This window comes from Streptomyces carpinensis (genome assembly GCF_002154505.1).
Lineage (GTDB): Bacteria > Actinomycetota > Actinomycetes > Streptomycetales > Streptomycetaceae > Streptomyces > Streptomyces carpinensis.
Genome location: NZ_MUBM01000096.1, coordinates 21,643 through 34,917 on the forward strand (window position 1 = coordinate 21,643; position 13,275 = coordinate 34,917).

At 75.2% G+C, this 13,275-nt stretch carries 7 protein-coding genes; 3 read left to right on the plus strand and 4 right to left on the minus strand.

Annotation, left to right across the window (positions count from 1 at the left end):
- Positions 1-14 precede the first annotated feature (14 nt).
- On the minus strand, positions 15-758 hold the full coding sequence (locus tag BZY54_RS14490) for a 4'-phosphopantetheinyl transferase family protein (RefSeq protein WP_086725589.1): 744 nt from the start codon (positions 756-758) through the stop codon (positions 15-17).
- 312 nt (positions 759-1,070) lie between these two features.
- Between BZY54_RS14490 and BZY54_RS14495 the strand changes: the two genes are divergently transcribed.
- The 3 genes from BZY54_RS14495 to BZY54_RS14505 all read left to right on the plus strand — a co-directional run bounded on the left by BZY54_RS14495 (position 1,071) and on the right by BZY54_RS14505 (position 6,086).
- Positions 1,071-1,916 (plus strand): metallophosphoesterase family protein, encoded by an 846-nt coding sequence (locus BZY54_RS14495; RefSeq protein ID WP_244217165.1) that lies wholly within the window; start codon positions 1,071-1,073, stop codon positions 1,914-1,916.
- Between the two features lie 209 nt (positions 1,917-2,125).
- A complete protein-coding gene (locus tag BZY54_RS14500) occupies positions 2,126-4,918 on the plus strand; it encodes a helix-turn-helix transcriptional regulator (RefSeq protein ID WP_086725591.1) in 2,793 nt (930 codons plus the stop codon).
- 196 nt (positions 4,919-5,114) lie between these two features.
- On the plus strand, positions 5,115-6,086 hold the full coding sequence (locus BZY54_RS14505) for a polyprenyl synthetase family protein (RefSeq protein WP_244217166.1): 972 nt from the start codon (positions 5,115-5,117) through the stop codon (positions 6,084-6,086).
- Positions 6,087-6,148: 62 nt separating this feature from the next.
- Here BZY54_RS14505 and BZY54_RS14510 read toward each other — a convergent pair whose 3' ends face one another.
- Genes BZY54_RS14510 through BZY54_RS53205 form a run of 3 tightly spaced genes read right to left on the minus strand, consistent with a single transcriptional unit; the run spans position 6,149 to position 13,265 of the window.
- Positions 6,149-7,879, minus strand: coding sequence for an AMP-binding protein (locus BZY54_RS14510; protein ID WP_086725647.1), 1,731 nt, complete (start codon positions 7,877-7,879; stop codon positions 6,149-6,151).
- Positions 7,876-10,146 carry an ATP-binding protein gene (locus BZY54_RS14515; RefSeq protein ID WP_244217167.1) on the minus strand — a complete coding sequence of 757 codons (2,271 nt, stop codon included), beginning with the start codon at positions 10,144-10,146 and terminating at the stop codon, positions 7,876-7,878. The genes BZY54_RS14510 and BZY54_RS14515 overlap by 4 nt, the downstream gene beginning before the upstream one ends.
- Before the next feature lie 59 nt (positions 10,147-10,205).
- Positions 10,206-13,265, minus strand: a complete 3,060-nt coding sequence (locus BZY54_RS53205; protein ID WP_086725592.1) for an AfsR/SARP family transcriptional regulator — start codon at positions 13,263-13,265, stop codon at positions 10,206-10,208.
- Between the last annotated feature and the right edge of the window lie 10 nt (positions 13,266-13,275).

Sequence of the window (13,275 nt, forward strand, 5' to 3'; positions counted from 1 at the left end):
GGTGGGACTAGGCCCTAGTCCTCGCGGCGACCGGCCGCACCGGCCCCGCTCACAGCGCTCCCCGCAGCACATCGCGGGGAGCGCTCTTCGTCGTTCCGGGCCGGTGCCGGCACCCAGGTGGCACTCACCAGCACGCCGTTCTCGGCCGCCCAGCGGCCGTCGAACACGGCAGGCCCCGCGGGCGACAACGCCATCCCGACCGGGACCAGCCGGGCCCGGAACCGCCCCGTCGCCGGGTCCACCGCCACCGAGGCGTCGGGAAAGTCCAGCTCCTGCCCCGTCAGCGGGAACCACGCCTTGTACACGGACTCCTTGATGCTGAACAGCAGCCGCCCCCAGGACACCTCGGGCACCGCGCGGTTCAACTGCCGTATCCAGCGCATCTCCTCCGGGAGGGCGATCGACTCCAGAATCCCCTCGGGGAGAGGCTCGTCGGGCTCCGCGTCGATGCCGAGGGCCGTGAACTCCCCGGCGCGGGCCAGCGCCGCGGCGCGGTAGCCGGCGCAGTGCGTCATGCTGCCCACGATGCCCGGCGCCCACTGCGGGACACCCCGTCGGCCCGGCAGCACCGGCCTGGGCTCCACCCCGAGCTGTTCCATCGCGCGCCGGGCGCACCAGCGCACGGTGGCGAACTCCAGCCGCCGCTTCTCGACGGAGTGGGCGATCAGCGCCAGTTCCTCGGGGTGCAGCGCGACGTCGGCCGGATCGGTGGTGGCCTCCGAGACGGTTACGTCGGTCGGCAGCAGGTTCGCGAGCATGGCATCCCCGATTCGTTCCGGACGGGCGGACTGCCTCCACGCTCACCCCGGCGCCGCCGCCGAGGCCACGCTCCCGGCTCCGCCCCCGGCCGGCAGGCGGCCCGCGACGCCTTTCTCTGCCTGAGCGCTGTCATCCCCGGAGCCCTGCCACCGTCACCGGTCAGCCAACTGCCTGTCACAGGACGTGACTTGCCATCCCCTTGCCATGCTCTGCGGCCACCGCCCCTCACTGTGCGCATCGACGTCGATTCCGTGAGTATTGGGGGCGCCTAGGGGTACGAGGGCCTTCTGCCCGTCCGTAGCCTCTGGGAGATGGCTCACGGAAAGCTCATGGGCATCAGCGACCTGCATGTCGCCCATCCGGAGAACCGGCGCATTGTCGAGGATCTCCGCCCGGACGACCCGGCCGACTGGATCGTTGTCGCGGGCGACGTGGGCGAGACCCTGGCCGATGTGGAATGGGTCCTGGGACTGCTGAGCAGGCGCTACGCCCAGGTGGTGTGGGCGCCCGGCAATCACGAGCTGTGGACCCTGCGGGAGGACCCGCGCCAGGACCTGCGCGGCGAGACTCGTTACCGCCGACTCGTCGATCTCTGCCGCTCCTTGAGCGTTCACACCCCCGAGGACCCCTACCCCGTCTGGTGCGGGCCGGGGGGACCTTTGATCGTCGCCCCGCTCTTCCTGTTGTACGACTACACCTTCCGCACCCCCGCCGCGGCCACCCGGCAGCAGGCCCTGGAGGGGGCCTACGAGGCCGGTGTGGTCTGCAACGACGAGTTCCTGCTCCACCCCGACCCCTACCCCAGCCGGCAAGCGTGGTGCCGCGCCAGGCTGGCGCTCACCGAGCGGCGCCTGACCGCCTGCGACCCCGAGCTGCGCACCGTACTGGTCAATCACTTCCCGTTGGTACGGCAGCCGACCGGCATCCTGCGCCACCCTGAGTTCGCACTGTGGTGCGGCACCGAGCTCACCGCCGACTGGCATCTCAGGTTCCGGGCGGCCGCGGTGGTCTACGGCCATCTGCACATCCCGCGCACCACCTGGTACGACGGCGTCCGCTTCGAGGAGGTGTCCGTCGGTTACCCCCGGGAGCGGCGCGCGCGGCGGCACCACGTGGATGTGCCGCGACGGATCTTCCCCGCCACGGTGGCGCATTGATGCAGTGGCACTTTCGGCCACCGTGGAGGGCCGGACGGCCCGTTACGCTGGATTCCTGATTCCGTGCGGCCCTTCTTCCCCGCAAGTTCCGGCGAATTCGCCGAGCAGGCCTGAGAACAGCCATCAGAACAGGCGCAAGAACAGGTGCAAGAACAGGCAGGAGAAGGCGAAGTCCGCGGAAATTTGGAGCCAATGGGGGATGGATTCACATGGTGCTGATCCAACGTGCCGAGGAACTCGCGCTGATGGACTCGGCCCTCGACGGTGCTGCGGCCGGAAAATCCATGCTGGTTCTCGTCGAGGGCGCCGTCGGATGCGGAAAGAGCGAATTCCTGCAGACGGTCGCCCAGCGCGCCGCCGCCCGCGAGGTGGTTGTGCTCCGCGCGACCGGGACGGCAACGGAGCGTGACCGTTCGCTGGGCGTCGTCGCGCAGCTCGTCGGCAGCGCTCCGGCCGGATCGCTGCCCGCGCCCGCACCGCCGGAGCGGGCGGGATGCGTCGAGGCACTCCAGGCCTTCGCCCGCGCCGTCCACGGGCTGAGCGACACCGCGCCGGTCGTCATCCTCGTCGACGACCTGCACCACGTGGACGAGCTGTCCCGCCGCCATCTGCTGCACCTGGCGCGGGAGACCCGCAGCACCAGAATCCTGCTGGTCCTCGCCGCGTCCGTGCACGAGCCCGTCGAGGACCCTCTGTTCGCCACCGAACTGCTGCGCCAGCCCAACTTCGTCCGGGTCCGCCTCGAACGCCTCGACCGGGCCGCCGTCGGCGCCCTGCTGGCCGGCCGCGACACCGCGGAGACCGAGCGCCTCCACCGGGCCAGCGGCGGCAACCCGCTGCTGCTTCGCGCCCTGCTGCAGGACTCCCGCACGCAGCCCGGCGGCCCGTACACGCATGCCGTGCTCGCCTGCCTCCACCGGTGCGGGCCCGCCACCCTCGAGCTCGCGCGGGCCATCGCCGTGCTCGACGCGCACAGCAGCCCCGAACTCGTCGCCCGGCTTCTGGACATCGGCGTCGTGGCCGCCACCCGGGGCATGGCCGCCCTCGGCGACGCCGGCCTGCTCGACGGGCCCCGCTTCCGCCACCCCGTCGCCCGTGACGCGGTCCTCGGCCACATGGACCCGGCCGACCGGCGCGCCCTGCACCGCCGGGCGGCCGTCGTCGCCCACGGCACGGGCGCGCCCGCTCCGGTCGTCGCCGCGCAGCTGCTCGGCGCACGGCACACCGGCGAGGAGTGGGCCCTAGGCGTCCTGCGCTCCGCCGTCGGCCAGTTCCTGGCTGACGGAGACGTCGCCCGCGCGGCCGCCTGCCTGGAACTCGCCCAGGAGGGCTGCGCCGACGACAGCCACCGGGCCCACGTACGGGTCCGGCTCGCCGCCGTCACCGCCCGCACCGACCCCGCCGCCGCGGAACACCATCTGGCCGGCCCCCTCGCCGCACTGCGCGAGGGCCGCCTGCCCGACGACGCCATGGGCCCGCTCGCCCGCGCGCTGACGGCCCAGGGCCGCATCGACGAGGCCGTGGAGGTCCTGGAGCGGCTGGCGGCGAGCGGAGTGCCGGGGAGCCGGACCGAGGCGGGCGCCGGTGGACTGGGCGCGGGGCTGCGGGACGTACAACGGGAGGATCCGCTGGACGGACTGTCCGCCTTCCCGCACTGGGCGGCGGCGCGGCAGTCCGACGGCCGGCCGGACGGCGGTGGACCGTCGGGGACCGCGATGCGCGGCGGTGCGGGAGCGCAGGCCGGCCCTGCGGCGCGCGGCGGCACGGGGCAGCCGGCGGGCTCCTCGCCGCGTGGGGGGATTCATCCGGCCGCGCTGTGGGCCGTACCGGAGCAGTTCGAGGCCGGGGCCGCCGCGCATGCCGCGGAGGTGTTCCTGCGGGGTGCCTCGCCGTCCGAGGGCACGGTCGAGCCGCTGGCCCAGGCGCTACGGGTCCTGCTGTACCTGGGCGGGCCGGCACGGGCCCTGCCGTGGTGCGAGATGCTCACCGCGCAGTCCGCGCGGCGCGGTGCGACCGGCTGGCAGGTCGTCTTCGGCGGGCTTCTCGCCGAGGCCCGGCTGGGACGGGGAGACCTCGCCGGAGCCGTGGCGGGCGCCAACGCCGCCCTGGAGGCGGTCCCGACCCGGGGCGGCAGCGTGCTGCTGAGCGGCATCGCGGGCACCCTGGTCCGGGCGTACACGGCGATGGGCCGGACCGAGGCGGCCGCAGCGGTGCTCGGCCGCCCGGTGCCCGGCGAACTGGCCGGCAGCGTGCACGGTCTGGCGTATCTGCGGGCGCGCGGGCAGTACGAGCTGGCGACCAGCCGGTACCGCGCCGCGCTCGGTGACTTCCTGGACATCGGCCGGCGTATGAAGCGCTGGGGACTGGACCGGCCCCAGGTGCTGCCCTGGCGTACGGACGCGGCCCAGGCGCTGCTGCGGCTCGGTGAGTTGCAGCAGGCGGAGCGGTTCATCACCGACCAGCTGTCCCGGCCGGAAGCAGCCGACCCCCGGGTGCGGGGCGTCGCGCTGCGGCTCCGGGCGGAGCTGCTCGAGCCGAAGGAGCGGCAGGCACTGCTCACCAAGGCGGTGGACGAGCTGCGCAGATCCGGGGACCAGTACGAACTGGCGCTGGCACTGGTGGACCTGGGTCGGGTGCTGAAGGAGACCGGCGAGCCCGCGCGGGCCGCCATGGCCAACCGCAGGGCCTGGCATCTGGCCCGGGACTGCGGGGCCGAGGTGCTGTGCGAGAAGGCCCTGCCCGGGCACACCGCCGGAGCCGACCTCCAGGCGGAGTCGTCCCGCGCCCAGCTCGCCGAACTCGTCGCCACCCTCAGCGAGTCGGAGAAGCGGGTGGCCATGCTCGCCGTCCACGGACACACCAACCGCGAGATCGCGCTCAAGCTGTACATCACGGTCAGCACGGTCGAACAGCATCTGACCCGCGTCTACCGCAAGCTCGACATCGCCGGGCGGCAGGAACTCCCGGTGGACCTCCAGGTGTCGGCGGACGAGTTCGTGTGACGCGGGCCGGACGTGCCGAGCGCATGGCAGCCCCCTGGCAAGCCCCGCGCCGCAGCCGGCGGCCCCCGGCAGACACCTGCCGTTTTCCCGGCCTCCGCCTCTCGCCCGGTCCCGGTCCCGCCCCACTCCCTGTCGACGCGGCGCCGCCCTCCCGGAAGGCTCGGTCATGAGCCGGAGCCCACCGGGAGGGCAGACCATGACGACATCCGCACACCCGCGGCGGTGGCCCACCCCGACGCCCGCGCAGGCGCGCGAGGCCATGCTGCAGCGGGTCGAGGAACGGCTGCGCTCGCTGCTCATCGAGGAACACCGCAGCCGCCGCACGGCCGAGCCGCGCTCCGCGGCCCTCGTCGTCGGCGTCACCGAACTCGTGCAGGCCGGCGTGGAGCGGGTGCGGCCCGTCATCTGCCTCACCGGCTATCTCGCCGCCGGCGGTGACCCCGACGGCCCCGCCGCCGACGCCGCCGTGACGGCCGCCGTAGCGCTGGAGTTCCTGGACACCTGCCTGATGATCCGCGCCGACGTGCACGACAACGCGCCCATGCGGCGTGGCATCCCCACCCTGCACATCAGCCACGCCGCCGAGCACGAGCGCAACGGCTGGCGCGGCGAGTCCCGCCGCTTCGGCGAGGGCACCGCGGTGCTCGCGGGCGACCTGACGCTGGCCTACGCGGACCGCCTCGCTGCCGGGCTGTCGCGCCACGCCCGGGACATCTGGGACGACCTGCGCACCGAGCGGGTGATCGGCGCGCACGCCGACGTGGCCGCCGCGACCGAGTACCTCGACGACCCCTGGCCCGAGCGCTGCATCACCGGTTGCTCACGCGGCTGCGCCGCCGGCTGGTACGGCCTCCACCACGCCCTCCTGATCGGCGCAGCCCTCGCCGGCCGCGCCGACCTCAGCGCCGTGTACGAGGAGTACGCCTCCGCCCTGCACGCCGCCTGGCGCCTGCGCAGCTTCCTGGAGGGCGGCCCCGGCTACGACACGGACGCCCAGTTCCTCCGCGAGGTCGTCTTCGGCGGCCACGCCCGCGAACAGGCCGAACAAGCCATCGCCACCCTCGTGCACCGCGCCACCACAACGGTCACCACCGCACCCGTCCCTCCCGACTGGCGCATGGAGCTGACCGCCTTCGCCCGCCACGTGGCCGGTCGCGCAGCCGGCTGACGCCCCGGGAGCCGGCCGGCGCCTGGGCGGTCGGCGCCAGTGGGCGGCCCGGGACCCCCGGCTCACGCGAGGGGCGCGATCCGCGGAGCGCCCGCCCGCAACCGGCCGAGCCAACCGCGCAACACATCCCGCCGAACCTCGCCCCCGTCCCCACGCGGCAGCGCGCCGACGACCTCCAGCCGGGTGGGCAGAAACGCCTCCGCGACCCCCAGTCCGGCCAGATGCTCCCGTATCTCCGCCGGCCCCGGCGGATCGGCCGCCACCGCGGGCACCACCACCGCGCAGGGCAACTCCCCGTGCACCGGGTCGGTGTACGCGACGACCGCCGCCTCCCGTACCCGCGGATGCTCCAGCAGCCGCTCCTCCACCTCCGCCACCGGCACCATGAAGATGGACCCGGTCCGACCGCCGTCCCGGGCCAGCACCCGGACCCCGCCGTCCTCGTCGGGCGCCGCCAGGTCACCCGTGTCCAGCCAGCCGCCCCGGTCCCGCCACGTGGCCACCGGCGCCGGACCGCCGTACCGCCACGTCGCCAGACACACGGACGGGCCGCGCACCCGCAGCGGGGATCCGCCGTCGTCCACGCACACCTCCAGCCCCGCCAACGGGCGCCCTCCCACCCGGCCGTTCTCCGTACTGAGGGTGCCCATGCCGAGCTGGGGCGCCCCCCACACCGACAGCACCGGCGCGCCCAGCACCTCCCGCAGCCCGTCGGACAGCTCCGGCGGGGTACTGGTACGGCCTCCCGACAGCAGCAGCCGCAGCGCCCCGCGGTCCCGGGGCCGCTCCTGCTGCGCGGCGAGCACCTCCTGCCAGTAGACCGGCTCGGCGTACGCCTGGTCGACGCGGGCCGAGGACATCAGATCCAGACACCGCCCCGCGTCCCACACGTCCTGGTACACACCGGTGCCGCCGACCGCGAGCGGCCAGCAGACGGTGTACAGCAGCGAGGCCAGCGAGGTGAGTGGCAGCGTGCTGAGGAAGACCTCTCCCGGACGCCTGCCGGGGCCCGCCGGATCGGTCTGCGCGCCGATGTTCGCGTACAGCGTGTTGGGGGAGTGCAGCACCGCCGTGTAGGCGTCGCCGAGCCCCATGACGGTGATCATCAGACAGGCCCGGTCGGCGGATCCGGGCCGCAGGCCCGCGGCCCGGCCCGCAGGCGTCCTCTCGTGCCGGGTGCGCAGGAAGTACGAGCCGAAGTCGACCGCGCCCGTCGCGGCCGCGTCACCGATCACCACCCGGTGCCGCAGCCAGGGCAGGTCCGGAGCCATGTCGGCGAGTGCCTCGGCGTGCGCGAAGCCCTGCCACTCGTCCGGCACCACGCACACCCGAGCCCGTGAACCGGTCAGGATCCGCTGCAGCCCGTGGGCCCGCACGGTAGGCAGCACGGGCACCGCCACCGCGCCCAGGCGCATGCAGGCCAGCGTGAGGGCGGCGGTCTCCCACCAGTCGGGCAGCTGGTACGCGACCGGAACGCCCTCACCGACCCCGAGCGAGGCCAGCGCGGCGGCGAACCGATCGGTGCACAGCGCGAGTTGCGCGTAGGTGACGGTGACGACACGCCGCTCGGCTGCCCGATGGATCCGCTCCGACACGATCGCCGCCCGATGCGGCGTCACCGCCGCGCCCCGGTACAGATCATCGAGAAACGTACCCGTACGCCACCATCCCTGCTTCCGGAACCGCGCGACCACCTTTTCCGGCGGCACCAGCCCGCCCGGCCCGCCACCCCACGCGTCGTGTGCCGCGGCCGCCGCGACGGTGTCCGCAGGCCCCGGGTGCGCCGCGGTCATGCCCACCGCCCCACCGCCCCGGCGACCTGCACCCGTGAGGTGCAGCCCAGCCTGCGCATCACCTGGCGTACATGGTTGACCACAGTCCACTCCGAGAGGTCGAGCCGGGCCGCGATCTGGCGGTTCGTCAGGCCCTCGCCGACCAACAGGGCGACCTGTACCTGGCGGGGGGTCAGCGGTGGCCGGTCCGCCACGACCGGGGCGGCGTCCGCGCCCCGTGCGGGCGCCGGTGCCGACAGGGCCTCCGCGACAGCCGTCCGCGAGGACATCCGCACGCCCTCGGCCCACGCGGTGGCGAAGTCCGTCCAGCCGAGCCGCGCGCTCAACTCCGTGCGTGCCCGCTCCGCCTGGCTGCGCCACTCGTCCCGCACCTGCGCGCCCAGCCCGGCGCGCAGCCGGTCCGCCGCCGCCAGCAGCCGCACCATGCGGGGCTGCTGCCCGGGCGTGACCCGCCGCAAGAGCAGGGCGAACTCCTCCAGCAGCCCCGGCAGTTCGGTGCGCTCCCCGATGGACTCGTACAGCCGCAGGCTCTCCCGCAGCGCCCGGTCGGCCCGCTCCGGCTCCTCACCCTCGAGCGCCATCGACGCGGCGATCCGGAGCGCACCGGCCAGCCCCCGGGCATCCCGGACGCGCCGGAACGACTCCAGCGACCGGTCCAGCAGTTCCTGTGCCTTGCGCCGCTTCCCGTCGGCGCGCAGCACCGCCGCGAGCGCGGCCGCCGCCTCGGCCGCGGCCCCGGTGAGCCCCAGCGACTCCAGCGTGCTCAGCGCGGTGACGAGTACCGGGTGCGCCCCCTGCGGCTCACCGGCCGCGAGCAGCGCCACCCCCAGATGCGCCGAGGCCAGCGCACCCTGCCGCCGGTCGCCGGAGCTCTTCCCCAGCGCGATCGCCCGCCGGTGCCGCCGTACCGCCTCGTGCGGGTCGCCCAGCGCCAGTGCGAAGACCCCCGCCATGTCGGCCAGCCGGCCGTGCACCGCCTCCGGCAGTCCGGGGTGCTCCTCCGTCACCTCGTCACACCGATGGAGGCCCTCCCGCAGCCGCCCCTGCACCAGCCACGGCAGCCGGCAGCCGAGCGTCATCGCCGCGACCGCCTCGCCGTCGCCGCGCACGCGCAGGCGGTGCAGCGCGGCCCTCACGTTCGAACCCTCCGCCTCGAGGATCCGCAGCCACCGCACCTGTTCCGTCCCCCCGAGGCGGGGCCCGGCCGCCGCGACCAGATCCCGGTACCGCCTTGCGTGGGCGTCCAGCGCCGCATCCGCCCGGCCGGCGGACTCGGCCTCGGTACGGCAGTAGGACCGGACCGGCTCGGGAACGGCGAAGCGCGGCTCGGGGCCGCCGAACTGCGTCCCCTCGACGTGCTCCTCGTCCACCGACGCGACCAGCCCACGCTCCAGCAGCGTCTCCAGCACCGCCTCGAAGGCCGGCTCCGCCATGGACATCCCGAACCCCCGCTCGTACACCGCCAGCCGCTCCAGCGCCTCCCGGGCGGTGCCGTCCAGTCCGGCGAGCGCCGACGCGGCCAGCGCCGCCAGCGAACGGTGCCGCTCCGGCGCGTTCGCGGATCCGCCCGCGAGCACGGTGGTGTTCCGGCGCAGCCGTGCCAGCAGTGTCTGCGGCGGGAAGAGCCGCAACCGCCCGGCGGCCAGCTCCACGGCCAGCGGCAGCCCGTCCAGCAGCGTGCACAGGGCCGCCACGGCCCGGCCGTTCTCCGCGGTCAGCGCGAACGAGGGGTCGGCATCACGCGCACGCCGCTCGAACAACGCGACTGCTCCGAACTCCCGCAGCTCATCGGGGTCCGGCTCCGGGGCACTGTCGGCGCCGGGCGCGGCCCCGGCCCCGGCCATCGGCCCGGGCACGGACAGCGGCCCGATCGGCACCAGCCGCTCTCCCGGCAGCCGCAGCGGTTCCCGCGCGGTGACCAGCACCACCAGCCCGGGAACCTCGGTCAGCAGCGTGGCGACGGCGTCGGCGGGGGAACGAACGCCAAGGTCGGCGTCGTCGAGCACCAGTAGCGGGCGCCCCGACGCAGCGCCCGCGATCACTTCACCCGCCGATCGCAGGTCCTCGCCCGCCGTCCGCGGATCCTCCGCAGGCCCGGCCGCCCACACGCCGGAGAACTCCGCCGCGACGGCACGTACCGCCGCCACGGCCAGCCTGCTCTTGCCGACCCCGCCGGGCCCGGTCAGCGTGACGAGCCGGACGCTCGGATCGGTCAACCGGCCGCACAGAGTGATGAGTTCCCTCTCCCGCCCGATGATCTCGGTCACCGGGCAAGGAGGGGCCCACGGCACCACGGACATCCAGACCCCCTTGCAGACAGACGTCCTCACACGCTCGCCCACACCGCCGAAGCGCCGCTGAAGCGCGGGCGCAGCCGCCACACGCCGGGCCGCACCTCCAGCGGCTGCCCGGCCCCGCGCGGCGCCGGCGCGTCCAGGGCCTGCGACGAGCGCCGCGCGTACGCCTCCAGACGGACGTCCCGCAGGTCCCGGGCCAGATCGAGACACCGGCCGAACCAGGCCCGCGCCGCATCCGGCCCCTCCGACTCCAGTGCCACCAGGGCCAGCGCCCGGCAGGCCTCGTACCGGCCCCGCACATGTCCCGGCGCCGGCATCGCCGCGACCGCCGACCTCAGCAGCCCCGCCGCCTCCGGCAGCGCGCCCGTGTCGAGACACAGCTCGGCCAGGCCCACCAGCGCCCGCCCGACCTCCTCCCGCTCGCCCGTGTCGTCCGCGACAGCCCAAGCGCGTTCGTAGTACTCGCGGGCCCGACCCGGCCGCCGCCACTGCCACGCCAGATCCCCGAGCAGCCGCAGCATCCGGGCCTCGGCCGCACGATCACCGCACCGCCGCGCGGCATCCAGGGCAAGGGCGCACGCACCCTCCGCGTCCTCTCCGCCACCCGGGTCCGCGGCTCCCGCCAGCCGCACGGTCAGTTCCCACAAGCCCGCCTCGTACGCCGTGCGCACCAGCAGAGCCGGCGCGGGAAGCCAGTACGACGCCCCTGACACACCGCCGCGAACCCGGTGCTCCCGGGAGCCGAGGAGGCGCGTGTACGACGGACCGGGCACATCAGCGCGGTCGTACTGCTCCAGGTGCACCACGGGGCCTGCCCGCTCCGGCCCCGCGCCGGTCGTCGCCAGGGCCTCTGCCTGGACGGCGTAGGCCTCGCACAGCCGCTCCGTGGCCGCCCGTACCGTCGCCGCGTCCTCCCGTGCGGCCAGTTCCTCGGCGGCCAGGAGCCGCAGCAGCTCCGGAAGCCGGTAGCCGCCCCGCACCGCCTCCAGCAGCCCTGCTTCGACCAGGCCCTCCACCGGATCCAGGGCGTCGTCCTCGGACACACCGAGCACCGCGGCCGCGTGCGCCGGTGCGAACCGCCCCGGCGGCAGCAGCCCGAGCAGCCGAAAAGCCCGCAGCTCGGCGCTCGTACCCGACTCGTACGCCGCCAGCAGGCGCCCCCGCACCTGGACATCGCCCGTCCGCAGCACGCCGAACCGCGTGCGCTCGTCCCGCAGCCGCGACGCCAGCGCGGCGGCCGTCCAGTGCGGACGGGCGCCCAGCAGCCCTGCCGCGATCCGCAGCGCCAGTGGATGCCCCCCGCACAGCTCGACGATCTCCGCGACGGCCGACGGCTCCGCCGCGCCGTCGAACAGCCTGCGCGCCTCCCCGGCCGTCAGCGCGCCGAGTACGACCGTCCGCAGCCCGTCGATCCCGGCGGGCACCCGGTGTCCCGTGATCAGCGCGGCGCTGTCCGACGCGGTGGCGAGCAGGCCTCTGATCTGGGCGGCGGAGTCCACACCGTCCAGCACCAGCAGCATCCGGCGACCGGCGAGCGGCTCCTGCCGTGCGCCGGCCGCCGTGCCGTCGGCTCGGCGTACGGCGGCGCGCAGCAGCCCGACCGCCTCGTCGGCCGTCAGCGGAGGCCGGTTCGGCGGCCGCAGGTCGAGGAAGAACCGCCCGCCGGGAAAGTCCTCCGCGACGCGGTGGGCCCCCTCCACGGCGAAGGCCGTCTTGCCGATGCCCGGCATGCCGGTCACAGCGACCCGGACCGCGCCCGGGTTCTCCCGCAGCAACCGCTCCACCTCGGCCAGATCGGCGCCACGCCCGACGAACGACGGGTCGGCGGCGGGCAGCTCCCCACCCCTGCCGAACACCCCGGACGTACCGTCCCGTTCCTCGACGACCGCGCCTCCACCGTCAGCCGCGGCCCTGGCGGACACCGGCGGCGTCCGCCCCGCCGCCGCTCGGCCCACCGGCACCCGGCCCATGGCCTCCCGGCCGGCCGCCCCCGGCCCGGCCGACCCCGCGACGACCCTCCCCCGGGCCACCGCGACGACCGGCCCCTGGTCCGCCGGTCCGTGGCCGACGGACTCCCGGCCCGCCGGCCCCGGGCCCGCCGAACCGCGGCGGCCCGATCCAGGGCCCATCGCCACCGGCCCCGCCGCTGCCCGACGGTCCCGCGCCCGCCCGTCACGGTCGTACGCCCATCCGTCCGGCCGCGCCCGCACCTCACCCACCGCTGCACGGCTGCCGGCCGCCGTCTGCCCCGCCACCCGTCCGGAGGACGCCTGCGGCTCGCCTCCGGGGGTGAGCAGTGCCGCATCGCCCTCCAGGATGCGCCGCTGCAACGTCCGTGACCGCGGCCCCGGTTCGATGCCCAGCTCGTTCACCAGTGTCCGGCGCAGGACGCCGTACGCCTCCAGCGCGTCGGCCGCACGACTGCAGCGGTACAGCGCCACCATCAGATGCAGATGCAGGTCCTCCCGCAGGGGGTGCTCGGCGGTCAGGGACTGCAGTTCCCCGACGAGGTCCTGGTGCCGGCCCAGCCGCAGATCCGCCTGGATGCGCTCCCCGAGGGCGGTCATCCGCGCCTCGGCCAGCCGCACCGCGGCACTCTCCAGCAGCGGCCCGTGTGGCGTGTCGGACAGCACAGGTCCGCGCCACAGCCCGACCGCCTGCCGCAACAGCCGGGCCGCTGAGGCGAAGTCGCCCGCCGCGAGGGCCCGCCTGCCCCGCTCGGACACCTCCTCGAACACCACCGCGTCCAGCTCCTCGCCCACGGCCCGCAGCACATACCCGGGGCTGCGCGTGATCAGCACGTCCTGTCCGTGGCGAGGGTCGGCCGACCGCAACAGCTTGCGCACCTGGGACACGTACACCTGGAGCGTGGTCGTCGCGGTGCGCGGCGGCGCGGTGGGCCAGAGCTCGTCGATGAGGCTGTCGACCGAGACCACCTCGTTCGCCCGGACCAGCAGGGTGCCGAGCACCACGCGCAGCTTGGCGGCGCGCGGGGTGTGCGAGACTCCCGCGTCCGTTTCACCTGTGCTCCCGCCCGCGGACCCGGTGATCTCCAGCGGGCCCAGGATCCGGAACCGGATGCCAGACATCGGACGGACC